Source organism: Bizionia sediminis (assembly GCF_042684585.1).
Lineage (GTDB): Bacteria > Bacteroidota > Bacteroidia > Flavobacteriales > Flavobacteriaceae > Algorimicrobium > Algorimicrobium sediminis.
The window spans coordinates 212,487-238,835 of the sequence record NZ_JBHULS010000003.1 but is presented as its reverse complement, the minus strand read 5'-3'; the positions used below and the strand labels follow the sequence as shown (position 1 = coordinate 238,835).

The window sequence follows — 26,349 nt, the reverse complement described above, 5'->3', positions numbered from 1 at the left end:
AAACTAACAACCAATTATATAAATTAATGAAACATTTAGTTACAGCCGTTTTACTTTTAGTAGGATGCGCTACTTTTTCGCAAGTAAAAATACAAGGCGTTGTAAAGGATAGTATAGGTAATCCTTTGGAGCTGGCCAATGTAATAGCCATAAACCAGCAAACCAATAAATTAGAGTCCTACGGTATTACCAATGACCAAGGGCGCTATAAATTAGCACTTACAAAAAATACCGATTATAAAGTACAAGTTAGTTATATAGGCATGAAAACTGCCGATGTAGCCATTACAACCAAAGAAACAGATGTAACCAGAGATTTTACCTTGGAAAGCGATAACGCCCTGGATGAGGTAGAATTAACATACGAAATGCCAGTAACCGTAAAGGGTGATACCTTAGTGTATAATGCCGATTCCTTTAATAAGGGCACGGAGCGGAAACTGGAAGACGTACTTAAAAATTTACCTGGCGTAGAAATTAATGCCGATGGGCAAATTGAAGTGGAAGGTAAAGTGGTTTCTAAGGTCATGGTAGAAGGCAAGGATTTTTTCGACGGCGACTCCAAACTGGCTACTAAAAACATTCCTGCAAATGCAGTGGACAAGGTACAGGTTCTTAAAAATTATGCTAATGTAGGCCAATTAAGTAGTGTGCAAAATAACCAAGACAATATAGCTGTTAATATAAAACTGAAAGAGGGCAAAGAAGCCTTTTGGTTTGGTACCGTTACCGCGGGAGCTGGTATTGCAGACGATAAAGGCTTGTATTTAGCACAACCTAAACTATTTTACTACAGTCCAAAGTACAGTGTAAACGTAATAGGCGATATTAATAATATTGGCGAATTAGCCTTTACACGTCGGGATTTTTTCAACTTTTCTGGCGGTTTCAATAGGCCTAGCCAAACTAGTGGAACTAACTTAAATTTATCCGATAATGGTTTGGGCTTTTTGTCCCTTCAAAACAATCGGGCCAAAGAAATAAATGCCCGCTTTGGTGCTGCAAACTTTAGTTACTCGCCAACCAAACAGTTGGATTTAAGTGGCTTTGCTATTTATACCGGTAATAAAATTTTACTCCAAGAAAATAGTAATGTTATTTACAACGATCCGGAATTAGGAATACCCGATGAGCGTACCCAAAGCACCACCACCCAGCGCAGCGATTTAGGAATGTTAAAATTAAGTGCCAAATACAAACCAAATGTAAATAATCAGTTGGATTATGAAGTGTTGGGGCGCGTTTCGCAAGAAACACAGGAGCAAAACTTGTTTTCAACTGTAATTGGTGGCATAGCGCAAAATGAAGAAACCAATCCGTTTAGTATTAATCAGAATTTAAACTATTACTATACCTTAAACGAAAGAAATATTTTTGCTTTTGAAGCCACACACTTGTTAAAAGATGAAGATCCATTTTACAACGCCCTTTTAGCCAACGACCCTTCTAGCCCAAACGATCCTTACGATGCTACGGCAAGCGATTTGGGATTGGATTTAAACCAATTTAGTTACAATTTGTCGCAAAATAAACGCGTAAAATCTAACCAGCTGGATGCTAAATTAGATTACTGGAACGTGTTAAATAATAAAAGCAATATAAATGTAACACTGGGTACCATTTTAAGTAATCAGAAGTTCAATTCTAATATCTTTCAAACCTTAGATAATGGGGCCGTGTTTAATAACCAACCTACAAATTATAGCCCGGAAAACGATACCGATTATACCTTTACCGATGTATATGTTGGCTTACATTATCAGTTAAAGGCAGGTATTTTTACTATTACACCAGGTGTGTCTGCACATGCATATAGTGCTAAAAACACCCAATTTGGAAAAACGTATACAGATAATTTTTTCCGAATTTTACCAGATTTCAACACGCGAATTCAATTTAAAAAGAGTGAAACATTAACTATTAATTACCGCATGCAAACCCAATTTACCGATGTAAACGATTTGGCTGAAGGTTTGGTTTTAAACAGGTATAATTCTTTTTTTAGTGGTAATCAAGAATTGGAAAGTTCCTTGGCTCATAACCTTAGTTTAATGTATTACAGTTTTAATTTGTTTAACTATACCAACGTTTTTGCACGAGCGAGTTACACTAAAAATATAGACCGAATTAGAACGGCTTCAGAGTTTCAACCAGGTAGTGTTATTAATGTAGGAATACCGTTTAATTCTAATTTTGCAGACGAAAATGTATCCTTAAACGGTAGTTTTCAGCGTGCTTTTGGAAAGTTGCGTGCCACAGCGCGTGCAAACTTTTCGTATAATAAATTTAACCAGTTTATTAATAACCAACGTTCGGTAAACGAAAATTACAACCAATCCTATACAGCATCGTTACGTTCCAATTACCGCACCGCTCCTAATTTTGAAGTAAGTTATACCTATGGTATTCAGGATAACGATCAAGGAACCAGACGTACCAAGTTTTATACCAATGCGCCAAAAATTGATTTTGATGCCTTAATTTGGGAAGCGTTTACCTTTAAAACAGGGTACGAGTATAATTTGTTAAGTAATGAAGACGGAAAGATAAATAGTTTCGATTTTTGGGATGCCTCTTTGGCTTACAGAAAAGATGCTGATGCCAAATGGGAATTTGAGGTAAAAGCAACCAATTTGCTGAATACAAAAGCACAGAGCCAAACAAATGCCGGGAATTTGTCTGTAAGCACAAACGATTACTTTATTCAGCCTCGCTTTATAACATTCCGCGTTATTTACAGTCTATAAAAAATACAAGTAAGAAATATAAAAGGCGCTGCTAAGGCGCCTTTTTTTGTACCGATTATTGGGAGGTAATAACAAAGTTTCGCTTTGTTTTTTTTGCTCGTTTGTCTTGCGCATGGCGCAGTGTAAATAAAATGTGTGTTTTGGTCAGATTAAACAGTAGGGGTAATTTTTGCGTATGGGTCTACTATTTTAAATTTTTAACTTACCTAAAATCAACAAAATTAAATGCTTGCAAATTTTTCCTTTTATGAGCTAAAAAAAACAACCAAATTATGTTTAATTAATTAAAAACTATAATATATTTGTCCTGCTTTTGGGGAGATACTCAAGCGGCCAACGAGGGCAGACTGTAAATCTGCTGACTATGTCTTCGCAGGTTCGAATCCTGCTCTCCCCACGTTAACTCGAAAAATCCACACCGTTGTGTGGATTTTTTGTTTTCTAAAACCTCGCGTGCGTTTCACTCACAAGCGAGGTTTTAGAAAAAAATAAGCCCCAAATTTTTATTTGGGGCTTAAAAAAGTGTTATTTAAAGCTTACAAGCCAAAAGCTGCTTTTACTTTATCTACATAATCTAATTTTTCCCAAGTAAACAATTCAACATCCATGGTTACAGAGGGGCCGTTTAGTTGTTCGAAGGTTTTAGAAATTGTTTCGTTTTTACGTCCCATATGTCCGTAAGCAGCGGTTTCACTATACATAGGCTGGCGTAATTTTAAACGCTCTTCAATAGCAAAAGGCCTCATGTCAAATATTTCGAATACTTTTTTAGCAATGGCACCATCGGTTAAATTTACTTTATTGCTGCCATAGGTATTTACATAAATAGAGGTTGGCTCTACAACGCCAATAGCATAACTTACTTGAACCAAAACTTCGCTACAAATGCCTGCAGCAACTAAATTTTTTGCAATATGCCGTGTGGCATAAGCCGCGCTTCTATCTACTTTGCTTGGGTCTTTACCTGAAAACGCGCCACCACCATGTGCGCCTTTTCCACCATAGGTGTCTACAATAATTTTACGACCAGTTAAACCCGTATCGCCATGGGGTCCACCAATAACAAACTTACCTGTAGGATTAATGTGGTAGGTAATATCATCATTAAATAATGCTTGAATATGTTTTGGTAATTTGGCAATAACACGCGGCATTAATACGGTGGTCATGTCCTTACTAATTTTAGCCATCATAGCCTCTTCAGCGGCTTTTTTGTCGGCAGCAGATTTGGATTTGGGCAGCACAAATTCGTCATGTTGTGTAGAAATTACAATGGCAACAATTCGTTGTGGTACGTTGTCGTCAGAGTATTCAATGGTTACCTGACTCTTGGAATCTGGACGCAAATAGGTAATATCTGTACCTTCTCGTCTTAAGGCAGCTAATTCAATGAGTATGCGATGCGATAAATCCAATGCCAAAGGCATATAGTTTTCGGTTTCGCTAGTAGCATAGCCAAACATCATTCCTTGGTCGCCTGCGCCTTGCTCTTCCTTATTTACTCTGTCTACTCCCCGATTAATGTCTTCAGATTGTTCATGAATGGCGGAAAACACACCGCAAGAGCTACCATCAAACATGTAAGCGCTTTTGGTGTAACCAATTTTGTTAATGGTATCGCGGGCAATTTTTTGAACGTCTAAATAGGTGTTGGATTTTACCTCGCCTGCTAACACAACTTGACCGGTGGTTACTAACGTTTCACAAGCTACCTTGGAGTCGGGATCGAAGGCTAAAAAATTATCAATTAAGGCATCGCTAATCTGATCAGCAACTTTATCTGGATGTCCTTCAGAAACACTTTCCGAAGTAAATAAATAGGGCATAATTCTAGGTTTTTATGCGTTAAACACTCTGGAGAAATTTTTGGATTGCAAGTGGTAGCTAGAGTAGTTGTTTGGTACTGCTTTAGCATTTAATTCCAAACCTTTGTTAAAATTAGTTTTCAATTTTAAACGGTTTGAAGAGGTTGCAATCAGACAAATTTTTCCTCTTAATTTTACTTTGCAAAAGTAGGAAATTAAAATGGAATTACCCTTACTATTGCCAATTTCCAACTTTGTAATGGGTTTGCACTTGGTCTTATATAATATTAAAAACTTACGTTTTAAGGCAAAAAAAATAAATTTAAAGTACACATTTTGTTTTTTGCCTTCGACATTGGTTGCTATAATTTGCCAAAACCCTTGCAAACGTTTTTATTACTGCATTCCAGTGGGCCTGTACTTTTTTAAAATTCCATACATTTGCGCACACAATTTTTTATGAGGTATTTTTTTTACGTTTTTTTTTGGTCCGGTTTTTTGATGCTTTATGCTCAAAACAAGCCTACAGATTCCTATATTGATTTTAATTACTTTAAAGGAGCCATAGCGCTTCACAATAATGATATTCTACATTTAATTAAAGGGCATCCTGAAGGGTTTATAGTAAGTTGGAACAAAAAAACTTTTGGCAATAAAGATTGGGAGCAACGTTATGGGTATCCGGATTACGGTGTGTCCTTTTCGTATCAGAATTTAAAAAATAAGGTGCTAGGCACTAATTATGCCTTGTATGCGCATTATAATTTTTATTTCTTAAAACGCCATCTTATGTTGCGGGTTGGCCAGGGTTTAGGGTATACAACCAATGCTTATGATAAAATTGAAAACCCAAAAAACAATGCCTTTGGCTCCACACTTTTAAGCAGCACCTACGTGATGCTTAATTATAAACGCGAGCGTATTTTTAAAAAAATTGGGCTGCAAGCAGGAGTTAGTCTCATTCATTATTCCAATGCTAATATTAAAGCACCCAATACCAGTGTTAACACGGTAGCATTTAATATGGGACTAACCTACAACTTGGACCAAGAAGATACAGCGTATAGGTATACCTTAACAAACGAGACATTTACCCAACCCATAAAATATAACCTAACTTTTAGAAGTGGTATTAATGAAAGTGATGTGGTTGGCAGTGGGCAGTTTCCGTTTTATGTGTTTTCTGCATATGCCGATAAGCGCTTATCTCATAAAAGTGCAGTTCAGTTAGGTGCCGATTTGTTTTTATCCGAATTTTTGAAGGAATTAATTTATTATAAATCGGTTTCATTCCCAGAGGAACTTGTTTCTGGTAACGAGGATTGGAAGCGTGTGGGGCTTTTTGTAGGGCATGAGTTGTTTATAAACCGTATGTCTATTGAAACCCAACTGGGTTATTATGTTTACTATCCTTACGATTTTGAAGGTAGAACCTATATTCGTATTGGATTAAAGCGGTATTTTGGTAAAAAAATATTTGGAGCAATAACCTTAAAATCGCATGGAGCAAAAGCAGAAGCTGTTGAGTTTGGTATTGGAATTAGATTGTAAGTTATGATGAAAAAAATAATTATTTGGGCTTTGGTCTTTTGTGTTTTCTCTTGTAGTACGGAAGATGCTAACAACTGTTTTCAAAATGCAGGAACCACCATTGTAAAACAGGTTGAAGTACCCGAATTTAATCGGGTTTTGGTAAATAGAAATGTGGCCTTAATTATTACATCCGCGCCTAATTTTTCAGTTAGTATTGAAACAGGCGAAAATTTAATGAACGATGTAAGCGTAACAGTTGTAAACAACCAATTACAACTAACCGACAATAATATCTGTAATTTTGTAAGGGATTACAATCCTGTAAAGGTGTATGTTTCTGCGCCAAATATTAATGAAATTAGAAGTTCTACGCAATTTAACATTCGGTCTGAAGGGGTTTTGGATTTTGAAAATTTAAAGCTTATTTCCGAAAATTTTAACGAGCCCGATGCCTTTACTGTGGGGGACTTTACCCTGCAGGTAGCTACGCAGCGTATTCAAGTGGTTTCAAATAACCTATCGTCTTTTTACTTATCGGGGACAACAGAAAATGCCTCGGTAGGTTTGTATTCAGGAATAGGACGCTTTGAGGGGCGTAATTTAGTAGCACAACGCATTCAGGTATACCATAGGGGTAGCAACGATATGGTTGTAAATCCGGTACAAGAACTTACAGGTAATTTATATGGCACCGGCAACCTTATTGCTGTGCAAAGGCCAAACTTGGTGCAGGTAACTCGGCATTACAAAGGCCGTTTAATTTTCGAGTAATTTAAGCGGTTAATTCTCTAAAAAGTGTTTCTAAACTGGTGTTTTTTTGGTTTAGTTGTAAAATTTTCAGGGCGTTATCGTGGGCAAAATCAAAAACAGACGAACGCATATCGGCTGTGGTGTTAAAAGTTATTTCGTACATAAAATCATGTACATTTACCACCTTTTTTACATGGGGTAATTTTTCAAGAAAAACAGTTTCAACGCGGTAGTCAAATTCAACTACAACAATTTGCTCTTGGCCTTCTCGTAAGGCTTTAAGGGTTTTGTTTGCTACTATTTCACCTTTGTTTATAATTATGACACGGTCGCACATGGCTTCCACTTCCTGCATAATATGTGTGGACAAAAAAACTGTTTTTTCTTCACCTAATTTTCTAATTAAGTTCCTAATATCTACCAATTGGTTAGGGTCTAAACCAGTGGTAGGTTCATCTAAAATTAAAACTTCGGGATCGTGCAACAACGCATTTGCCAAGCCCACACGCTGCTGGTAACCTTTGGAAAGTTGTCCTATTTTTTTATGGGCCTCGGGGGTTAAACCTGTTAATTGAATAACGTCTGCTATACGTTTTTTAGATACCCCGTAAACTGCGGCATTAAAAGCCAAATATTCTTTTACATACTGTTCCAAATATAGGGGGTTGTGCTCGGGTAAATATCCCACACTTTTTTGTACATTTAATTTGTTTGTTTGTACATCAAAACCATTTACAACAGCTTGGCCTTCGGAAGCGTCTATATAGGTAGTTAAAATTTTCATCATAGTAGATTTTCCTGCGCCGTTTGGGCCTAAAAATCCAACTATTTCTGGTTTATTTACTTTAAATGATACCTTGTTTAAGGCTTTTTGTGAGCCGTATAATTTCGAAATATTGTTAACTTCTATAGCCATATTTACATTTGGTTTGCTCAAAAATAACACATAATTCTGACATGCTCTACACCAGAAAATTCTAATGGGTCAAATTCAATAAAAAACATTTTATTTTGTTTATTTATTGCCTAATTTAGCCTCATTGGGGTTTTTGTGCTTAACATATTACTTTTAAAATGGCTGGTATATTAAACCCTAATAAATAAGACAAAACCGTTACAACCGTATAAGCCACGATGTCTTTCGCGGCTTTTTTTGGCCGTAAAGGGGTGGTCTGTAATACATGTAAAATCCGGTAGCAACAAACGTTAAATATTGGTACAATGACTTATAGAAATACAAACACATTAACACAGGGTAGGCAGCGAAATGATTGAAGTAGCCAACAGACTGGAAACAGTATCGGAATATTATTTCTCAAAAAAGTTGCAAGAGGTGGCTTTGCTAAAAGCTAACGGCAAACCAGTAATTAATTTAGGTGTTGGCAGTCCCGATTTAAATCCACCACAAAAAGTTATTAATGCCCTAACAGCTAGCTTTAACCACCCCCAAGCTAGTCAATACCAGAGCTATAAAGGTCTGCCAGAGCTACGCGAGGCTATGGTTTCTTTTTACAGAAACCAATACAATGTATATGTAAGCCCGACCACCGAAGTATTGCCGCTTATGGGCAGCAAGGAGGGAATTATGCATATTTCAATGGCATTTTTAAATCCGGGCGATGCTGTGTTAATTCCTAATCCGGGTTATCCTACCTATGCTTCTGTGGCAAAACTGTGCGGCGCTAACCCCATTTATTACGATTTACATGAAACATCCAATTGGTTAGTTAATTTTGAGGCTTTAGAACGCCAGGACTTAAGCAAGGTTAAAATTATGTGGGTAAATTATCCGCATATGCCAACGGGAGCAAACGCAACAGAAGCCTTTTTTTTAGAATTAATTGCGTTTGCAAAACGACATAATATTTTAATTGTAAATGACAACCCGTATAGCTTTATTTTAAATGATACACCAAAAAGTATTCTGCAAACTCCGGGAGCTAAAGCAGTTTGTTTGGAATTAAATTCGTTAAGCAAAACGTTTAATATGGCAGGCTGGCGTGTAGGTATGGTGTTAGGTCAAGCACATTATATAAATGCCATTTTAAGAGTAAAAACCAATATGGACTCGGGTATGTTGTTTGGTATTCAGCAAGCGGCCATTCAGGCCATGAGCTGTTCGCGGTTGTGGTATGCTAGTTTAAATCAGGTTTACAAGCAGCGCCAAGCCCTAATTTGGAATTTGGCCAATGCCCTAAATTGTACGTATAATAAACAGGCCACGGGGTTGTTTGTATGGGCTAAATTACCGCCCTATATTAAAGCGGAAGAATTTACAGAGCTTTTATTAAAAGATTCACATATATTTATTGCACCTGGTACTGTTTTTGGAACGAATGGCGAAGGTTATGCAAGGTTTTCGTTATGTGCACCGACAGAGGTTATAGAGGAAGCTATAGCACGCGTTTGAAAGAGGATTTATAACTGGTAAGTTAGTGCAAAATAACTTATTTATGTAAGGGTGATTTAGGAATAGCCCTGCCTTGCAGGCAAGTGAAAACGGATTTATTTGTAGCATAAAATAAATCCCAAATAAAAAACTATGGAAAATAAAAAAGAATTAAAAAATTGGTTAGATAATTTTCAACTAAAGCATCCTTTGGTTATTGCAGGTCCCTGCAGTGCAGAAACGGAAGCCCAAGTATTAAATATAGCACACCAATTAAAACATACAGATGCTACTATTTTAAGAGCTGGTATTTGGAAACCGCGCACGCGCCCGGGTAATTTTGAAGGCGTTGGCGCTTTGGGTTTAAAGTGGTTACAAAAGGCTAAAGCCGAAACGGGTATGCTAACCGCTACAGAGGTGGCAAATGCCAACCACGTTAGCTTGGCTCTGGAACATGATGTAGATGTTCTTTGGATAGGTGCCCGCACAACGGTTAGCCCGTTTGTGGTACAAGAAATAGCTAATGCCCTAAAAGGAACCAATAAAATTGTATTGGTAAAAAATCCTGTAAATCCAGATTTGAGTTTGTGGCTAGGGGCTGTAGAGCGTCTGCATACTGCCAATATAAAAAATATTGGTGTTATACACAGGGGGTTTTCAACGTATGAAAAAACATATTACCGAAATAACCCGGAGTGGCAGCTTCCCATTGAATTACAAAATAGATTTCCAGACTTGCCGCTAATTCTAGATCCCTCGCATATTGCGGGTCGACGAGATATTATTTCCGAGTTGTGCCAAACAGGGCTGGATTTAAATTACGATGGCTTAATGATTGAAACCCACATGGATCCGGAAAATGCTTGGAGCGATGCCGAACAGCAAATAACACCAGATACCTTGATTAAAATTATGGCCAGTTTGCAGGTAAGAAATGAAACGGGTCATGCGGCAGATTATAAAAATAAATTAAATACTATGCGTACGCAAATAGATTTAATAGATCATCAATTAATTGATATTCTGGGTAAACGCATGCAAATAGCCGAACAAATAGGATTGCTTAAAAAAGAGCATAATGTAGCTGTTTTACAGGCCAAACGCTGGAACGCCATACTGGGACGTATGATTTTGCAAGGCAAAGAAAAAGATTTGAGCGAGGAATTTATTTTACGTGTTTTTAAGGCTGTACACCAGGAGTCCATTAACCACCAGAAAAATGTTATTAATAATTAAAAACGGGTTTCTTAATGCAGCAAACCTTCAAAATAAAATAATATTGCATCTTTGTAACCATGACGGGAATCGTTTATAAATCTACAGGAAGTTGGTACACCGTAAAAACGGATTTAGGTGCTATGTATCCGTGCCGTATAAAAGGTAAATTCAGGATGAAAGGTATAAAAAGTACCAATCCTGTTGCGGTGGGCGATCGCGTAGATTTCGATTTGGATCACGATAATAATGAGGCGCCTGTAGGCATTATAACCGCCATTCACGATCGGAAAAATTATATTGTCCGAAAATCGGTAAACCTGTCCAAACAAACACATATTATTGCAGCCAATATAGATCAGGTGTTTTTATTAGTTACCATAGATAATCCGCCAACTTTTACCAGTTTTATAGATCGTTTTTTGGTAACAGCCCAAGCGTATTCTGTTAAAACAATTTTGCTTTTTAATAAAGTAGACACCTATCAAGAAGAGACTTTAAATGAGGTACGTTATTTAGCACATGTTTACCGCAAAATTGGGTATGAATGTATTGGTATTTCGGCAGCAACAGGTAAAAATATAGATAAAGTTAAAACGCTAATGGCAGGCAAAGTGAGCATGTTTGCTGGGCACTCTGGTGTTGGTAAATCTACTTTAGTAAATGCCATAGAGCCCCAATTGGACTTGAAAACAAAAGCCATATCTTCCCAACATATGCAAGGCCAACACACCACAACATTTGCAGAAATGTTCGATTTAAGTTTTGGCGCTAAAATTATCGATACCCCAGGTATTAAGGGGTTTGGGGTGGTAGACATGGATAAGGAAGAAGTAAGCGATTATTTTCCAGAGTTTTTTGCCTTAAAACAAGATTGCAAGTTTAATAACTGTATTCATGTTGAAGAGCCGCATTGTGCGGTTAAAAAAGCCTTGGAAGCAAACGAAATCGCAGCATCACGCTACCGCAGTTACCTACAAATATTAGAAGGAGACGACGAGCACTTCCGAACAGAAGAATGGATGAAATAAGGTTTTAAGATGGTAATCATATAAAATAAGTGTGGTAAGGTAATGAAAGTGGTTATTCAAAGGGTTTCTGAAGCTAATGTTAGTATTAATGACGTGCAAGTAGCGTCTATACAGAAAGGTTTGTTGGTGTTGTTAGGTATTGAAAATGCCGACACAGCCGAGGATATAACATGGCTGTGCAATAAAATTGTGAACATGCGCATTTTTCCCGATGTGGCAGGAGTTATGAACCAATCAATTTTAGATTCTGATGGCGATATTATTGTGGTAAGTCAATTTACACTCCATGCTAGTACAAAAAAAGGTAACAGACCCAGTTATATAAAAGCGGCAAAGTCCGATGTGGCCATTCCGTTGTATCAGGATTTTATTAAACAGTTAGCCAAGGATTTAGGAAAAAAAGTGCAATCAGGCACCTTTGGAGCCGATATGCAAGTTGGGTTAATAAATGATGGGCCGGTTACTATTATCTTGGACACCAAACATAAAATTTAAAAAGTTTTATGAATGGGTAAAAGCCAGCGAATTAAAAAATAGTTACAAAGAAAGCTTAATATGGAAATTAAAAACGCACAAAAAGCCGTAGATGAATGGATAAAAGCGCATGGCGTCCGGTATTTTAATGAGCTAACCAACATGGCGCAACTAACAGAGGAAGTTGGTGAAGTGGCCCGAATTATTGCAAGACGCTATGGAGAGCAAAGCGAAAAGGAAAGTGATAAGCATAAAGATTTAGGCGAAGAATTAGCCGATGTTGTTTTTGTGGTTTTATGCCTTGCAAATCAAACGGGTGTCGACTTGCAAGCGGCATTCGATAAAAAATTAGATATTAAAACAAAGCGAGATCACAACAGGCACCATAACAACCCTAAATTACAAAAGCCTGAATAGTACAAACAGTCTCTTTTATAAAAAGAAACCAATTTTTAGCTACCGTGTTTTGTAAAAGAAGCGCTAGTTGCTTTTGGCAAATGGATGTTGTCATATTTTTAACCGTGTATATTATTAGTCGCTTATGCCTCATAATTTGAAACTGCATAAATCTACTTTTAGGAGTCCTACAGAGCCCATTCATATAGCAGGTTCCAAAAGTGAGTCTAACAGATTGCTGCTTTTGCAAGCCTTGTTTCCCGAATTGGAACTCGCTAACGTTTCAAATTCGGACGATACGGTACTTATGGCACAAGCCCTTGCCAGCCAGGACAGCCTAATAAACATTCAACATGCGGGTACGGCTATGCGTTTTTTAACCGCTTTTTTTGCCATGCAAGAAAACAAAACGCTTACTTTAACGGGTTCCCAGCGTATGAGGCAACGCCCTATTAAAATTTTAGTAGATGCGTTAAACCAATTAGGTGCGCGCATAACCTATTTAAACGCTAATGGTTTTCCACCGCTCCAAATTGAAGGCAAAAAATTAAGTGGGCAAACGGTAACTATTCACGCCGGTGTAAGTAGTCAGTATATTTCTGCATTACTACTTATTGGTCCTAAATTAAAAAACGGATTACAACTAAAGTTGACGGGCCAAATTACGTCTACACCCTACATACAAATGACGCTGGAATTGTTGCATCAAATAGGGGTAGAAACCCATATAAGCGCAAACACCATTCGGGTAAACCCTTTAAAAAAAGCGTTAAAAACCACTATACAGGTGGAAAGCGATTGGAGTTCTGCTTCATATTTTTATAGTTTAATTGCGTTAAGCCCTGTTGGTGCGCAAATAGCTTTAACCAACTTTAAAAAAATAAGTTACCAAGGCGATGCCGCTTTGGCTCATATCTATAAACAGTTTGGAGTTTTTACAAGCTTTCATAATAACAAGATAACGCTAAAAAAAACCAATTTGGTGCCAAGTAACACCACCATTTCTTTGCATTTAGCCAACACACCAGATATAGCTCAAACTATTATTGTAACCTGTTTAGGACTAGGGTTGTCTTGCAAACTAACGGGTTTACATACCTTAAAAATTAAAGAAACAGATAGGTTGGTGGCTCTAAAAACAGAGTTAGAAAAGTTAGGAGCTTCGGTAGTTATAACCACTAACAGTATACGCATGGCTGCAACCAAAACTATTCTACCGGATGTATGTATAGCTACCTACAACGATCATAGAATGGCTATGGCTTTTGCACCTCTGGCCTTGAGAACAGATTTAACCATTTTAGATGCGCCTGTTGTTTCTAAATCATTTCCGTCGTTTTGGACGGACTTGAAAGCCACTGGAATTAGGCTTTCTTAATAATAAATGGCTAAATACTTGACATCGCCTACTTTCAGGTTGTATATTTGCAATCTTTGCATTTAAAATAAGTATTAATTAAATATACACGTCTATCAAAAAAATGAAATTATCGCACTTTAACTTCGAATTGCCGGAGGAGTTATTAGCTGAATATCCTTCTGAAAACAGGGATGAGTCACGTTTAATGGTATTAAACAGAAAAGAGCAAACAATTGAACATAAAATGTTTAAAGATCTCATTAATTATTTTGATGAAGATGATGTAATGATATTAAACAACACCAAAGTCTTTCCGGCACGCCTGTATGGCAATAAGGAAAAAACGGGTGCGCGTATAGAAGTATTTTTACTACGCGAATTAAATGAAGAACAGCGCCTTTGGGATGTTTTGGTAGATCCTGCTAGGAAAATTCGTATTGGTAACAAACTCTATTTTGGTGAAGGTGATTCGTTGGTAGCCGAGGTTATCGATAATACCACGTCTCGTGGTAGAACCTTACGTTTCCTTTACGATGGTTCTTACAGAGACTTTAGAGCAAAACTAAAGGAATTAGGAGAAACGCCGTTACCAAAGTATATTAAACGCGAGGTAGAGCCGGAAGATGAGGAACGCTACCAAACCATTTTTGCTAAAAATGAAGGAGCCGTTGCCGCACCAACTGCTGGTTTGCATTTTTCTAAACATTTGCTAAAGCGTTTGGAAATTAAAGGCGTTAATTTTGCCGAAATTACCTTACATGTTGGTTTGGGAACCTTTAACCCTGTTGAGGTAGAGGATTTATCTAAACACAAAATGGATAGTGAAGAAATAATTATTCAGAAACCTGCCGTGGATATTATTAACACCGCCATTAAAAACAAAAAGCGTGTGTGTGCCGTGGGTACCACTGCCATGCGTTCTGTGGAAAGTTCGGTGTCTTCAAATGGTTTGTTAAATGAATTTGATGGCTGGTCCAATAAATTTATTTTCCCACCATACGATTTTAGTATTGCTAATTGTATGATTACCAATTTCCATACGCCAAAATCAACGCTTTTAATGATGGTATCTGCTTTTGCTGGTCACGATTTCGTTAAAAAAGCCTACGAGGAGGCTGTTAAGGAAAAATACAAGTTTTATAGCTATGGTGACGCCATGCTAATTTTATAAGAAACATGATATAAAAGCCTTGTTTTTCAAGGCTTTTTTTAGTTTTTATGCAACCCTAATATGATTCAGAAAAAAGACATACGTGCTTTAAGCAAAGACCAATTGCGCGATTTCTTCGAGAAAGAAGGCGACAAGGCATTTCGTGGTAATCAGGTGTATGAGTGGCTTTGGAGCAAATCTGTACACAGCTTTTCCGATATGACCAACTTGTCCAAAGAAACGCGCCAGATGCTCGAGGATAATTTTGTTATTAATCATATTAAGGTGGATAATATGCAAAAAAGTGCCGATGGTACTATTAAAAACGCGGTAAAACTACATGATGGTCTTATTGTAGAATCGGTTTTAATTCCTACTAAAACCAGAACTACGGCCTGTGTATCGAGTCAAGTAGGGTGTAGTTTAGATTGTAAGTTTTGCGCTACGGCGCGCCTAAAGCGCATGCGTAACCTTAATCCGGACGAAATTTACGACCAAGTAGTAGCTATAGATAAAGAAAGTAGGTTATATCATAATAGGCCGTTAAGCAATATTGTGTTTATGGGAATGGGCGAACCACTTATGAATTATAATAATGTCCTAAAGGCTATTGATAAAATTACATCGCCAGAAGGCTTGGGTATGTCGCCAAAACGCATTGTAGTGTCTACCTCGGGTGTGCCTAAAATGATAAAAAAAATGGCGGATGATGCGGTTAAATTTAAACTGGCAGTTTCATTGCATTCCGCTATTGACGAAGTGAGAACAGCTATTATGCCCTTTAATGCAACCTTCCCACTAGCCGATTTACGTGAGGCTTTAGAATATTGGTATGCCAAAACTAAAAACAGGATTACCTATGAATATGTAGTTTGGAAAGGCATCAATGATCAACAAAAAGATGTAGAGGCTTTAATTGCATTTTGTAAGTTTGCTCCTAGTAAAGTGAATTTAATAGAATACAACCCCATAGACGAAGGTATGTTTCAGCAAGCTAATAATGAGGCTTTGGATATGTACGTTAATATGTTAGAAAAACACCATATAACGGTTACTGTTAGGCGCTCCCGCGGAAAAGATATTGATGCGGCATGCGGGCAATTAGCTAATAAAAGTTAATTTAACAATATAAAAACAGTACATATAAAAAAGGCTATTAAATTAATTTTAATAGCCTTTTTTTTGTTTGGAATTAGAAACCGGAGTTCTAAACCAATTGCGTTACTGTTACTCAATAACTACTTTCTTTCTTTTTTGTGCGTTGGAGTTTACATCGGTAATTTCAACAATATAAATTCCAGCAGCCAAGTTGCTAGCGTCAATGTTTTGAGACTCTAAACGTGTATTTCCTTTAAGCACTTCTTGTCCAGCCATATTCACAATGCTGTAGTTAGCCTCACCCGGCATATTAGAGATGGTAATAACATTATCCTTACAACCAATAAAAATGTTGTTTAAAGCATATTCATCGGTGCTTAACAAGGCAGTGTCAACCGAAAAATCGTCAATCATAAATCCAAATTGATCTTGAGATACGCAGTTTATAGCAATGTAAACAGGCGTACTATTGTACGTGTCTGGAATATCAATAACCAGTTGTCTCCATGTAATATCGTTTGCAGGAACACTTTCCGGGTTTGCAGATATAACAGTAAAACTACTTGGATTTGTATCGGTAGTAGAAATACCAACCGTAAATAATTCACTAGAATAAGCGGCATCACATCCCTTATACCAAAAAGAAACCGTATTACTATTTTCAGCCAAGGTAATTTGTGGTGAAATTAACCAATCGTTGTTAAACACACCGTTAGATGGTACCGCAGCAAATGCCACCATACCTTTTGTACTATTATAGCCTTCCCAATTGCTTGTTTCAGATGCTTCTAGAACAGGTGTGGTTGCTGTAGAATTAAAAACCTGGAAAGATTTTGCACTTCCACTGTCTGCAAATTCCACGCCTTGAAACCCGTAAGTAGGCAGACCATCTACATCAATTAAAGTCCAAGAACCCACATTGTTAATGGCAAAATCTGTATACGATTCAAAATCGTCTTGAAACAGATTTGTCTGCGCACTCATGGAGTAGCAAAGTAATACACTAAAAAATAACGTAATTTTTTTCATAATAAATAGGTTTTAATAAAATTAAACAAAGCATAAAGTTACAAAATTTTTAAACACAAACGCATGCCTTTAACATGACACTTCTAAAGTTCATTATATTAAAAAAGCAGTTTTTTTTAAAGAGTATGTGTTGAAAGCTTAGGGGCTACGTTGCTCATGTTTTAAAAACACGTTACATATTGTTAATTCCCATATTCAGTATCATTTTTTATTCGGTTATTTCGTGTATTCGAATAGGTTAGTACTGTTTAATGCGTGGTAGGTATACAGGTATGCACAGGTTATTTTTACAAGGCAGTTTAAATCTTGTAGGCATAAAAAAAGCGATTTACCATGTAAATCGCTTTTTTTAAGAATTCTTATCAAAAATTATAACACTACTTTTTTTCTGAAACTCTTTCCTGTTTCAGAATCGATTATTGCAAGAACATACATCCCCGTTGCCAGGTTGTTGGTATTAATAGTGTGCAATTTACCTTGGCTGTTGCCTTGTAATACATTTTGGCCTGCTACATTAAAAAGCTCGTAATTAGTGCTTTCTGGTAAATTAAATAGCTTAATGGTATTATTAGTAGCCACCACTTTTATATTATTTATGGCTTCTGTTGGCACATTTAGTGTTGCCCCTGCAGTTATGGGAGCATTGGCAGTAGCCTCGTAAGCATAATCCTTAATGGTCCAAACGACACCTGCTTCGTTTACATCCATACGTACCCAACCATAATGGGTATTACCAGAAATATTAAAACGCAAGCCTAAAAATTTATCGGTAACATTAATCCAGTTGCCGTCAAATCCGCCCCAATTAAGTGAAGGAAGAACGCTGCCTGAATAGCCGTTGTAATTATCTAGCCACGTGCCATTCATGTTGTTGGACACCACAGTGTTTGCGTTGAGCGCAAAAGGATAGCCATAAGGATAAGATGCGTAAGGAACGCTACCAATAACCTCATTTCCTGAGTCTAAAGCACTAACGAACAGGTTTCCGTTGTTTAAAATGCTAAAATCATTAGTACCATCGTTATTCAAATCTAATAGGTATTCATCCGGAGATCCTCCTGTAAAGTCTGTAATGTCTGTGTACACAATTTGCCCCGAAGCATCGGCAATACCTGCCATGGCAGCTGTTAAGGCTCCATATTTGGCTAAACGTTTTGTTAAATTTTTAGTGGTAGTTTTTTTCATGTTAAGTAGCTTATTAATTGAGTTAGGATTGCAAATTACTATTTTCGGTCCAATAAAAATTAAATTTTTAGTATTTTTCACAAAAATTTGAAACCATTATACATGAAAACCAACCAAGCCATTAAAGACAAACCTGTAAAAATTACGCCAGCGGGCTCCTTAGGGCTTTTGGCGCTTGGAGATATTGGATTACGCGCGTGGCGAGAGGTAAAAAAGGAATCTACCAATACAGCGCTCAATGAAGAAAAATAAAGTACTGTTAATTGGTTGGGATGCTGCGGATTGGAAAGTAATAGGCCCCCTGTTAGCTAAAGGGCAAATGCCTGCTCTAAAAAAACTGATAGATCGTGGCGTTTACGGGAACATGAGTACCATGAATCCGCCATATTCGCCCATGCTATGGAGTTCTGTGGCAACTGGTAAAACTCCGGACAAACACGGTGTTTTAGGCTTTATAGAGCTTATGCCCGACAAAAAAGGTATCCGGCCTGTAACTGCTAATTCGCGCAAAGCAAAAGCAATATGGAATATTCTGCACCATAAAGGCTTTAAAAGTAATTTGGTTGGCTGGTGGCCTAGCTTCCCAGCCGAACCTATTAATGGTGTGGTGGTATCCGATAAATTTCAAAAAGTAAATAAAGATCCAAATAAAAAAAATCCAATTGCCAAAGGAACTATCCATCCAGAATCGTTTACAGAGCAATTAAAAGATTTACGGATGTTTCCGTATGAAATTACCGAGGCACACATTTTACCATGTATTCCTAAAGCGGCAAAAATAAATCAAGAAACCGATAAAGGACTAGAGTCCTTTGCTAAAATACTAGCAGAAAACACATCGGTACATGCTGCAGCAACCAACCTTATCCGCACAACGGAATGGGATTTTACAGCGGTTTATTACGATTTAATAGATCATTTTTGTCATGCTTTTATGAGGTTTCATCCGCCAAAACAAAAGCATATTCCGGAAGAAGCATTCGATATTTACAAAGATGCCGTTGTTAGTTCATACCGAATTCAAGATATGATGTTGGCACGAAAAATGGAATTAGTAGATGAGGATACAACCATTATTGTTATGTCCGACCACGGTTTTGAATCTGGAGTCAACAGATTAGCAAAAATGCCTAAATACCCGGCTGCCCCCGCTTTAGAGCATCGGCAGTTTGGGATGTTTGTAGCAGCGGGTCCAAATATTAAGAAAAACGAGAAAATTTTTGGGCTGGGCTTAATTGATGTGGCACCTACTATTTTACACATGTTTGGTTTGCCCATAGGCAAAGATATGGATGGTAAAGTAGCTTTAGACATTTTTAAAGAGCCAACACAACCGCAATACATAGACAGTTGGGAAACCGTGGAAGGCGATTTCGGACAATTACATACAACCGAAGAAACCAGTCCTTTGGACGACCAAGAAACCATGCAGCAGCTAGTAGATTTGGGGTATATTGAAAAACCAGATGAAAAAATTGAAACCGCTATTTTAAAAACTACCTGCGACTTAAAACACAATCTGGCCCGTGTGTTTCTCGGTAAAAAAGACTTCGAAAAAGCCAAAAATATTCTTCTAGAATTAGTAACAGATACCTATCCAGTTTATACAAAAGCCGAACTAGAAAAATTACCAGAAAATCAAGTAAAAAGACAAAATTTAAAAGAAAACGATTCGGTAATAGATGTTATTCCGTTTTATATGGATTTGCTTTCTATAGCCTTACTGGAAAAAAACTTCGATAAGGCAGCACAATACCTAAAGCAGTTGCGCGATTTGGATAGGAATTTTGAAGTAAACACCTTGCTGTCCGAAGCTAAAATATTACTAGGCACCGGTAAAACCCAGCAAGCGCTAACATTACTAAAAGCCGTAGAAAGTAAAAATCCAAGCGCCGAAATTTGGCATCAAATGGGTAAAATTCAGGTGCAATTACAACACTATAACGACGCTAAAATGTCTTTTGAAAAGGCGCTGGAAATTGAAATAGATAGAGCTAAATTTCATCAATCTTTGGCAGATGTGCTTATACGTTTAAACGATTACGAAACAGCTGCAGAGCATGCGCTTACAGCAATAGAACTGGTAAAATACTTTCCAGAAGCGCACTATACGTTAGGTGAAGCTCTCGAGAAGTTAGGCGATTTAGAAAATGCAAAAATGGCCTATGAAACAGCCGCAAAACTTAAGCCTGCAACTCATTACCGTGCAGAACAAGCTATTGAAAATGTTGCCGATAAATTAAAAAACCCTTCAGAATTTAAGGATAAAACCGATTTCAAATACCGAGACAACCAAATTGTTATTGTGTCAGGATTACCAAGGTCTGGCACCTCTTTAATGATGCAAATGCTGGATGCCGGTGGAGTGTCTGTTTTAACAGACGCAAACAGAACGCCAGATATATCTAATCCGAAAGGGTATTTTGAATACGATCCGGTAATGAGCTTGCATAAAGATAATTCCTGGCTTGGCTTGGCACAAAACAAATCGGTTAAAGTGGTGGCACCTTTGCTAAAATATTTAGATCCAAAATACCGGTATAAAGTTATATTTATGAATAGAGACTTAACAGAAGTGATTAAGTCGCAACAAAAAATGATTGGAAAAAACCCAGATGTGTTGCCCGTAAAACTATTAGAAAATTTTAAAAAGCACTTAAATCAAATAGAAAACTGGAAAGATAAAGAACCTGGTGTAGAACTCATTTATATTAATTACACCGACGCCCTAAACAACCCTATAGAAACGGTTTCTAAAGTGACTAAATTTATTGGTCAGGATTTAAATGTAACTAAAATGGCGGCCTGTGTAGATAAATCGCTCTACCGAAATAAGAATTAGGTATTAAATAGGCATTTGCTAGCTTTTTTAGTAATTTTGCCAACACCAAATTAGGGAGCCCACTTTTGAAAATAGTAGAACAAATAAAACAACCAGTTGGTTACGAGATGGAACTTTTTGAACAAAAGTTTCATTTGGCTATGTATTCAAAAGTGGCGCTTCTTAACAGAATAACCCATTACATAGTAAACCGAAAAGGTAAACAAATGCGCCCCATGTTTGTGTTTTTGGTGGCAAAAATGGTTGCCAATGGCGAAGTTTGCGAGCGCACTTACCGTGGTGCAGCGGTTATTGAACTCATACACACGGCTACTTTAGTTCACGACGATGTGGTGGATGATAGTAATAAACGTCGCGGATTTTTCTCCATTAATGCCTTATGGAAAAATAAAATTGCAGTTTTAATAGGCGATTACTTACTATCCAAAGGCTTGTTGTTATCCATTGATAATAATGACTTCGATTTATTGAAAATTATTTCCATAGCAGTGCGGGAAATGAGCGAAGGCGAATTACTTCAAATTGAAAAAGCCCGAAAACTAGACATAACCGAAACTGTTTACTACGAAATTATTCGGCAAAAAACCGCCACACTTATTGCGGCATGCTGCAGTTTGGGTGCTGCTTCAGTAAAACCCGATTCGGACCACGTAGAACGCATGCGCAAGTTTGGCGAGTTAATTGGTATGGCTTTTCAAATAAAAGACGACTTATTCGATTACGGTACCGAGCGTATTGGAAAACCCACGGGAATAGACATTAAAGAACAAAAAATGACCTTACCGTTAATTTATGTACTTAATAATGTCTCTAAAAAAGAACGTGATTGGCTTATAAACTCGATAAAAAATCACAATAAAAATAAAAAACGGGTAAACCAAGTTATTGCTTTTGTAAAAGAACGCGGTGGTTTGGAATATGCCATTTCAAAAATGAAAGCGTTTCAAATGGAGGCATTAGAAATACTAAATACTTACCCGAAGTCCGATTTTCGCGATTCACTAGAGCTTATGGTGAATTACGTTATCCAACGAAAAAAATAATTCTTTTTACCTTCAGGCAACCTTTTGCACTCATGTAGCGTCTTTATTAGTAGATGTCCTAATAGGAGCAATTTTGAAGGTTATTCAATTACATAAAACCACTACCAGCCTTATTAAAAAGGCAATTAAACAAAATCGGGAGGCGCAGCAAATGCTTTTCGATGCACATGCACCTAAAATGTTAAGTGTGTGCCGGTACTATGTAAACGATTATCAAAAAGCCGAAGAGATTATGCTTAACGGCTTTCTTAAAGCATTTACACATTTAAATCAATTTCAAAATTCAGGAAGTTTTGAAGGTTGGCTCCGAAAAATTATGGTACGCGAAGCTATTTCTTATCTCCGGAAGCTAAAAAAAATTGAGTTTCCAGTAGCTGATATCGAATCAAATCAAAACCAAGCGCATTACAACAATGTGCATAGCAATATGGATGTAGCACACATTCAAGAGCTTATTGATAGGCTTCCGGACGGTTATAAAATAGTGTTTGTTATGTATGCTATTGAAGGTTATAAGCATCATGAAATTGCCGCTTTACTGAAAATATCTGAAGGGACTTCAAAATCGCAATTATACAAAGCACGAAAACAGCTTCAAAAGCAAATAAACGCCCTAAATACCCGGCATTATGAAAGCAAATGAATTTGAAAATAATATCAGGAAAACACTGGAAGCGCGTAAAACGCCACCTTCTGCAACTGCTTGGAACCAGTTAGCTACCGCTCTAGATAAGCAAAACAAAAAGCCAAGCAAATCGCCTTACTGGTTTGCAGGTATTGCAGCAAGTGTTATTGGTTTATTAATGGTTCTGGCCACATTTTGGCCAAGTAAAAACACAGAAACTACTACAAAACCAACGGTGGTGGAAACTTCGGCAGACAGTATTTTGAAAATTGAATCCAAAACAGAAACTACTAAAAATGTTGCTAATTCTGAAGATGAGAATAAAGGTGTGGTTGAAGCTATACCAACGAATAGTTCGGTTAACAAGCACATTTCAGAAAAACAAAAGGTATCGGCTAAACCTTATGCATCTCTGGATGAAAATGAAGCACGTGAATTAGCAGGAACTAACGCGAATGTAGTCGAAAAAATACTGGAAGAAGTCAAACAAATAAGTAACAATAATACACGTAAAAATACGATAGCCCAAAACAAAGATTCAAACGTACTTGTTGATTCCGATTTAGACGCCGAAGTAGCGGCCTTATTAAAACAAGCTACAAACCGGATTTCAAAAAATTCGGATTCAGAAGAAACCAATTATGGCAATAATGCAAACAGTTTATTGGCAGAAATAGAAATGGATTTGGAAAAATCCTTTCGGGATAAAGTATTCGAAACTATTAAAACAAACTTCAGTATTTTAAAAAATGCTGTTGTAGACCGCAATAATTAAAAAGACATCCATTTAAAAACAACAAATTATGAACATCCTTGTAAAATATGTAATAGCCCTAATGCTTACATGCACCGTAACCGGTAATTACGCGCAAGTAACACCAAATAGCGAAAAAATGGCACAGCTAGAGAGTCAAAAAATAGTGGTTGAGAATGAAGAAAAGGCGCAATTAAAACAAGCCGTAGAGGCTATAAATAAGCGTTTAGATGCTGGTGAGATTTCCGAGGATGCGGCGGCCAAATTAAAATTGTTGGTGGCTGAAAAACATGCTTTAAATATTAAAAACAGGCTGGCTATAATTGATAACCAATTGGCTTTGTTGGCACGAAATACCGACAGCTCTGGAGTGTTGGAAACCAATAACGACGGCTTTACCATTGTAATAGGTAAAACCGAAGAATCAGATGAATTTGATTTGGGTACTATTTATATAGGTTCAAAAATTAAAAAGAAGCCTGTTGTTTATGATAAGCGTACCACCAGCGATTTAGTATTTGCTATTGGTTTTAATAATGCTATTATTGAAGGACAATCGCTTAACGATTCGCCGTATAAAATTGGTGGTTCTGGTTTTGTAGAATTGGGTTGGGCATGGAAAACACGGGTGCTGGAAAACTCCAATGCCATTCGGTTTAAATACGGGGTTTCTGTGCAATGGAACAAATTAGATATTAAAAATAACCTGTATTTTACCCAAGAAGAGGCACGTGTTAGTTTAGAGGAATTTCCGTTGAATTTGCGTAAATCTAAATTCCGATCAACCAATTTAGTTGTACCTGTTCATTTTGAATTTGGGCCATCCAAGAAAATTGAGCGCGAAAATTATTTCAGATATTCCACCTACAGAAAATTTAAAATAGGTGTTGGTGCATACGGCGGACTGGTATTACAGTCGCTACAAAAATTAAAATACGATGAAAATGGTAGTAGTCAGAAGGACAAGTTTAAGGATTATAATACCAATAATTTTGTTTACGGTTTAAGTACGTATGTGGCTTGGGGAAATGTGGGGTTGTATGCTAAATACGATTTGTCTACTATATTTAAAAATCAAGCTGTTAGCCAAAATAATATCTCGCTAGGCTTACGCTTTGACATGGATTAGCATTATTTGTATTAGTAAAAAAGGCTTCAATGGTAATTGAAGCCTTTTTGTTAAAAATATGCCCTGTTTAGTAATTGATTAATTTTTTTTAGAACGCTTACTACTCTTTAATTAATTTCTTTGTTACCGAACCTTCTTGGCTTTCAATAGTTATAAAATAATTAGCTGCGCTTAAATTGGAAATATCCAATGTTTTACTGGATTCTGTTGATTCTTGTAAATTAAAACGCTTTACAATTCTGCCAGTAACATCTGTTATTATAGCCTTGTATAAAACTGTGTTTTTTGGATTTGAAATTGTAACATTATGTTTCGCTGGATTTGGATAAAGGTTTATAGGATTTAAACGTGAATTCGTTTCTAATGTACTAAGGGTGTTACTTATAAAATTAGGACGAATAATCAGTGCAAATTCAAATGAGTAAAGTTCAATGTTTATCCAAGATTCTTGAGGGTTGCTAGGCCAATCAATCCAAACAGTACCAGGTGTAAACACGTCAGATGTAACAAGTAACTCCATATTAGGACCAGGACTTGGTTCTTCTATAGCAAAAAGATATAGCCCTGGAGTTAGTGTTACCGCGCCACCGGCCATATTGGCGGTATAAATTACGCTTTGTTCTGCAGAAATAGTTACAGGGTCTGTTTCGGCAATAATAGCACCAGGCACTTCGTTTGGCATGCTCCAAATACTGCCTTTCATGTTTGAGCCAGTTAGTGTTCCTTCCAAATTTCCTATGGCAAATGAAATAGACTCAACTTCCTGTGTATTATAAATATAAAACTCCTGTCCTAAAAAGCCTCCGTTACCAGCACCAATACCAAATGCAGTTAGTACATTGCTGTCGTCTCTGGCATAGGTGGTTTCGCTAATTATAATATTTTTAGTTATCAAATTGTTCTCTGGTGTAATATCGGTTTCATTTTGCGTGAGCTCATAAGTAACCGTGTAATTGTCTGCAGTTGTTGGTACGAAACCTGGAAAAAAAACATCTTGTTCGCCATTTAAAGGAAGGTCGTAGGCTTCGCTAGTGGCGGTGTAAACGGTGTTAGCGTTACTGTCGGTTATAGTAACAGTTACCATAGCATTGGTGACAGGATTAGATCCAACGTTTTCTAAAGTGGCGCGCGAACCCAAGCTGTGATAAACTTGGCCTACGGGTATTTGGGTAAACTGATAAGTTACTTCGTCAGGAATGGAAACTTGGGTGTCAAAAGAAGCAGATTCTTCAACCTTTATATTGTCAATCATAAGAATGAATTTGTCAACCGAGTTGTTTCTCCACGCCATATGAATGGTATTGCCAATAAATGCAGATAAATCGACGCTTCTAGTTGCCCATTCACCTGTTGTTGCTGCAGCATTGGTATATACGCGATTATTGAAGTCGCCAGGATTATTGCCTTCCGTTGAAATCCAAACTTCGTAACTGTCAGGAAACTCTGGGTCGCGAGATTGTTCTTGCCAACTTAAAATGGCATTGGTTGTTAGGGTAATTGCTGGGCTAACCATCCAGTCGTTTGAGGTACCTGCGGGTTGATACCAAGAGTTGCTCGCGGCTGTCATGTTATCGGTTTCTAATTCTAACTGTTCAATCCATGCTTCGGAAAATATAGAAAGTTCAGGGGTTGGTGTTAAACCATCCAGATTAAATAAGGTCCATCCTGCTAAACCAGGTCCAGAACCATCAAAATCCTCCTCAAATAAAACTTGAGAGAAGGACAAACTAAAACTTAATAATGAAATTGCAAATAATGTAGTTTTTTTCATGATAATTGATTTAAGGGCATGGC

General features: G+C 37.2%; 22 protein-coding genes and 1 tRNA gene. 18 read left to right on the top strand and 5 right to left on the bottom strand.

Features of this window, described 5'->3' with window-relative positions; translation table 11 throughout:
• Positions 1-26 precede the first annotated feature (26 nt).
• The gene (locus tag ACFSQP_RS09140) at positions 27-2,747 is read left to right on the top strand and encodes a carboxypeptidase regulatory-like domain-containing protein (RefSeq protein ID WP_376893665.1); all 2,721 of its coding nucleotides are present in this window, start codon (positions 27-29) and stop codon (positions 2,745-2,747) included.
• Positions 2,748-3,062: 315 nt separating this feature from the next.
• Positions 3,063-3,144, top strand: a tRNA-Tyr gene (locus ACFSQP_RS09135).
• Between the two features lie 139 nt (positions 3,145-3,283).
• On the opposite strand, the gene metK is transcribed toward ACFSQP_RS09135, so the two are convergent.
• The gene (gene metK / locus ACFSQP_RS09130; RefSeq protein WP_376893663.1) at positions 3,284-4,573 is read right to left on the bottom strand and encodes a methionine adenosyltransferase; all 1,290 of its coding nucleotides are present in this window, start codon (positions 4,571-4,573) and stop codon (positions 3,284-3,286) included.
• A gap of 438 nt (positions 4,574-5,011) precedes the next feature.
• Here metK and ACFSQP_RS09125 point away from each other — a divergent pair, with 438 nt between their 5' ends.
• Both ACFSQP_RS09125 and ACFSQP_RS09120 read left to right on the top strand, forming a co-directional pair.
• Positions 5,012-6,103, top strand: coding sequence for an acyloxyacyl hydrolase (locus tag ACFSQP_RS09125; RefSeq protein WP_376893661.1), 1,092 nt, complete (start codon positions 5,012-5,014; stop codon positions 6,101-6,103).
• A gap of 3 nt (positions 6,104-6,106) precedes the next feature.
• On the top strand, positions 6,107-6,856 hold the full coding sequence (locus ACFSQP_RS09120) for a head GIN domain-containing protein (RefSeq protein ID WP_376893659.1): 750 nt from the start codon (positions 6,107-6,109) through the stop codon (positions 6,854-6,856).
• A gap of 1 nt (position 6,857) precedes the next feature.
• Here the strand turns inward: ACFSQP_RS09120 and gldA are convergent, their stop codons facing one another.
• Entirely contained in the window at positions 6,858-7,751 is an 894-nt protein-coding gene (gene gldA, locus ACFSQP_RS09115; RefSeq protein WP_376893658.1) for a gliding motility-associated ABC transporter ATP-binding subunit GldA, read from the bottom strand.
• Between the two features lie 351 nt (positions 7,752-8,102).
• Here gldA and ACFSQP_RS09110 point away from each other — a divergent pair, with 351 nt between their 5' ends.
• The 8 genes from ACFSQP_RS09110 to rlmN all read left to right on the top strand — a co-directional run bounded on the left by ACFSQP_RS09110 (position 8,103) and on the right by rlmN (position 15,969).
• A complete protein-coding gene (locus tag ACFSQP_RS09110) occupies positions 8,103-9,245 on the top strand; it encodes a pyridoxal phosphate-dependent aminotransferase (protein WP_376893655.1) in 1,143 nt (380 codons plus the stop codon).
• Positions 9,246-9,377: 132 nt separating this feature from the next.
• Complete coding sequence (locus ACFSQP_RS09105) at positions 9,378-10,460, top strand: chorismate mutase (protein ID WP_376893653.1); 1,083 nt, start codon at positions 9,378-9,380, stop codon at positions 10,458-10,460.
• 59 nt (positions 10,461-10,519) lie between these two features.
• Positions 10,520-11,470, top strand: coding sequence for a ribosome small subunit-dependent GTPase A (gene rsgA / locus ACFSQP_RS09100; protein ID WP_376893651.1), 951 nt, complete (start codon positions 10,520-10,522; stop codon positions 11,468-11,470).
• A gap of 42 nt (positions 11,471-11,512) precedes the next feature.
• The gene (gene dtd, locus ACFSQP_RS09095; RefSeq protein WP_376893649.1) at positions 11,513-11,965 is read left to right on the top strand and encodes a D-aminoacyl-tRNA deacylase; all 453 of its coding nucleotides are present in this window, start codon (positions 11,513-11,515) and stop codon (positions 11,963-11,965) included.
• A 60-nt stretch (positions 11,966-12,025) separates the two neighbouring features.
• Positions 12,026-12,361, top strand: coding sequence for a nucleotide pyrophosphohydrolase (locus tag ACFSQP_RS09090; protein WP_376893647.1), 336 nt, complete (start codon positions 12,026-12,028; stop codon positions 12,359-12,361).
• A 124-nt stretch (positions 12,362-12,485) separates the two neighbouring features.
• Complete coding sequence (locus ACFSQP_RS09085; protein WP_376893645.1) at positions 12,486-13,718, top strand: 3-phosphoshikimate 1-carboxyvinyltransferase; 1,233 nt, start codon at positions 12,486-12,488, stop codon at positions 13,716-13,718.
• Positions 13,719-13,821: 103 nt separating this feature from the next.
• Complete coding sequence (queA, locus tag ACFSQP_RS09080) at positions 13,822-14,871, top strand: tRNA preQ1(34) S-adenosylmethionine ribosyltransferase-isomerase QueA (protein WP_376893642.1); 1,050 nt, start codon at positions 13,822-13,824, stop codon at positions 14,869-14,871.
• A 60-nt stretch (positions 14,872-14,931) separates the two neighbouring features.
• Complete coding sequence (gene rlmN, locus ACFSQP_RS09075; protein WP_376893640.1) at positions 14,932-15,969, top strand: 23S rRNA (adenine(2503)-C(2))-methyltransferase RlmN; 1,038 nt, start codon at positions 14,932-14,934, stop codon at positions 15,967-15,969.
• 108 nt (positions 15,970-16,077) lie between these two features.
• Here rlmN and ACFSQP_RS09070 read toward each other — a convergent pair whose 3' ends face one another.
• A complete protein-coding gene (locus tag ACFSQP_RS09070) occupies positions 16,078-16,977 on the bottom strand; it encodes a choice-of-anchor J domain-containing protein (RefSeq protein ID WP_376893638.1) in 900 nt (299 codons plus the stop codon).
• A gap of 369 nt (positions 16,978-17,346) precedes the next feature.
• Complete coding sequence (locus ACFSQP_RS09065) at positions 17,347-18,162, bottom strand: T9SS type A sorting domain-containing protein (protein ID WP_376893636.1); 816 nt, start codon at positions 18,160-18,162, stop codon at positions 17,347-17,349.
• A gap of 102 nt (positions 18,163-18,264) precedes the next feature.
• On the opposite strand from ACFSQP_RS09065, the gene ACFSQP_RS09060 reads away from it, so the two are divergent.
• The 6 genes from ACFSQP_RS09060 (at position 18,265) to ACFSQP_RS09035 (ending at position 24,555) form a co-directional block, all read left to right on the top strand.
• Complete coding sequence (locus ACFSQP_RS09060) at positions 18,265-18,414, top strand: hypothetical protein (protein WP_376893634.1); 150 nt, start codon at positions 18,265-18,267, stop codon at positions 18,412-18,414.
• Entirely contained in the window at positions 18,401-21,004 is a 2,604-nt protein-coding gene (locus tag ACFSQP_RS09055) for an alkaline phosphatase family protein (protein WP_376893631.1), read from the top strand. Before ACFSQP_RS09060 ends, ACFSQP_RS09055 begins: the two co-directional genes overlap by 14 nt.
• 65 nt (positions 21,005-21,069) lie before the next feature.
• Complete coding sequence (locus ACFSQP_RS09050) at positions 21,070-22,047, top strand: polyprenyl synthetase family protein (RefSeq protein WP_376893629.1); 978 nt, start codon at positions 21,070-21,072, stop codon at positions 22,045-22,047.
• Positions 22,048-22,120: 73 nt separating this feature from the next.
• A complete protein-coding gene (locus ACFSQP_RS09045; protein ID WP_376893627.1) occupies positions 22,121-22,690 on the top strand; it encodes an RNA polymerase sigma factor in 570 nt (189 codons plus the stop codon).
• Positions 22,677-23,447 (top strand): hypothetical protein, encoded by a 771-nt coding sequence (locus ACFSQP_RS09040; protein WP_376893625.1) that lies wholly within the window; start codon positions 22,677-22,679, stop codon positions 23,445-23,447. Before ACFSQP_RS09045 ends, ACFSQP_RS09040 begins: the two co-directional genes overlap by 14 nt.
• A 28-nt stretch (positions 23,448-23,475) precedes the next feature.
• Positions 23,476-24,555 (top strand): hypothetical protein, encoded by a 1,080-nt coding sequence (locus ACFSQP_RS09035; RefSeq protein WP_376893623.1) that lies wholly within the window; start codon positions 23,476-23,478, stop codon positions 24,553-24,555.
• Positions 24,556-24,655: 100 nt separating this feature from the next.
• Here ACFSQP_RS09035 and ACFSQP_RS09030 read toward each other — a convergent pair whose 3' ends face one another.
• Positions 24,656-26,326 carry a T9SS type A sorting domain-containing protein gene (locus ACFSQP_RS09030; RefSeq protein WP_376893621.1) on the bottom strand — a complete coding sequence of 557 codons (1,671 nt, stop codon included), beginning with the start codon at positions 26,324-26,326 and terminating at the stop codon, positions 24,656-24,658.
• Positions 26,327-26,349 lie beyond the last annotated feature (23 nt).

Bases quoted from the DNA above. Each gene is read 5' to 3' on its own strand.
- ACFSQP_RS09140 (WP_376893665.1), top strand. From the start codon at position 27: ATGAAACATTTAGTTACAGCCGTTTTACTTTTAGTAGGATGCGCTACT.
- metK (WP_376893663.1), bottom strand. From the start codon at position 4,573: ATGCCCTATTTATTTACTTCGGAAAGTGTTTCTGAAGGACATCCAGAT.
- ACFSQP_RS09125 (WP_376893661.1), top strand. From the start codon at position 5,012: ATGAGGTATTTTTTTTACGTTTTTTTTTGGTCCGGTTTTTTGATGCTT.
- ACFSQP_RS09120 (WP_376893659.1), top strand. From the start codon at position 6,107: ATGATGAAAAAAATAATTATTTGGGCTTTGGTCTTTTGTGTTTTCTCT.
- gldA (WP_376893658.1), bottom strand. From the start codon at position 7,751: ATGGCTATAGAAGTTAACAATATTTCGAAATTATACGGCTCACAAAAA.
- ACFSQP_RS09110 (WP_376893655.1), top strand. From the start codon at position 8,103: ATGATTGAAGTAGCCAACAGACTGGAAACAGTATCGGAATATTATTTC.
- ACFSQP_RS09105 (WP_376893653.1), top strand. From the start codon at position 9,378: ATGGAAAATAAAAAAGAATTAAAAAATTGGTTAGATAATTTTCAACTA.
- rsgA (WP_376893651.1), top strand. From the start codon at position 10,520: ATGACGGGAATCGTTTATAAATCTACAGGAAGTTGGTACACCGTAAAA.
- dtd (WP_376893649.1), top strand. From the start codon at position 11,513: ATGAAAGTGGTTATTCAAAGGGTTTCTGAAGCTAATGTTAGTATTAAT.
- ACFSQP_RS09090 (WP_376893647.1), top strand. From the start codon at position 12,026: ATGGAAATTAAAAACGCACAAAAAGCCGTAGATGAATGGATAAAAGCG.
- ACFSQP_RS09085 (WP_376893645.1), top strand. From the start codon at position 12,486: ATGCCTCATAATTTGAAACTGCATAAATCTACTTTTAGGAGTCCTACA.
- queA (WP_376893642.1), top strand. From the start codon at position 13,822: ATGAAATTATCGCACTTTAACTTCGAATTGCCGGAGGAGTTATTAGCT.
- rlmN (WP_376893640.1), top strand. From the start codon at position 14,932: ATGATTCAGAAAAAAGACATACGTGCTTTAAGCAAAGACCAATTGCGC.
- ACFSQP_RS09070 (WP_376893638.1), bottom strand. From the start codon at position 16,977: ATGAAAAAAATTACGTTATTTTTTAGTGTATTACTTTGCTACTCCATG.
- ACFSQP_RS09065 (WP_376893636.1), bottom strand. From the start codon at position 18,162: ATGAAAAAAACTACCACTAAAAATTTAACAAAACGTTTAGCCAAATAT.
- ACFSQP_RS09060 (WP_376893634.1), top strand. From the start codon at position 18,265: ATGAAAACCAACCAAGCCATTAAAGACAAACCTGTAAAAATTACGCCA.
- ACFSQP_RS09055 (WP_376893631.1), top strand. From the start codon at position 18,401: ATGAAGAAAAATAAAGTACTGTTAATTGGTTGGGATGCTGCGGATTGG.
- ACFSQP_RS09040 (WP_376893625.1), top strand. From the start codon at position 22,677: ATGAAAGCAAATGAATTTGAAAATAATATCAGGAAAACACTGGAAGCG.
- ACFSQP_RS09035 (WP_376893623.1), top strand. From the start codon at position 23,476: ATGAACATCCTTGTAAAATATGTAATAGCCCTAATGCTTACATGCACC.
- ACFSQP_RS09030 (WP_376893621.1), bottom strand. From the start codon at position 26,326: ATGAAAAAAACTACATTATTTGCAATTTCATTATTAAGTTTTAGTTTG.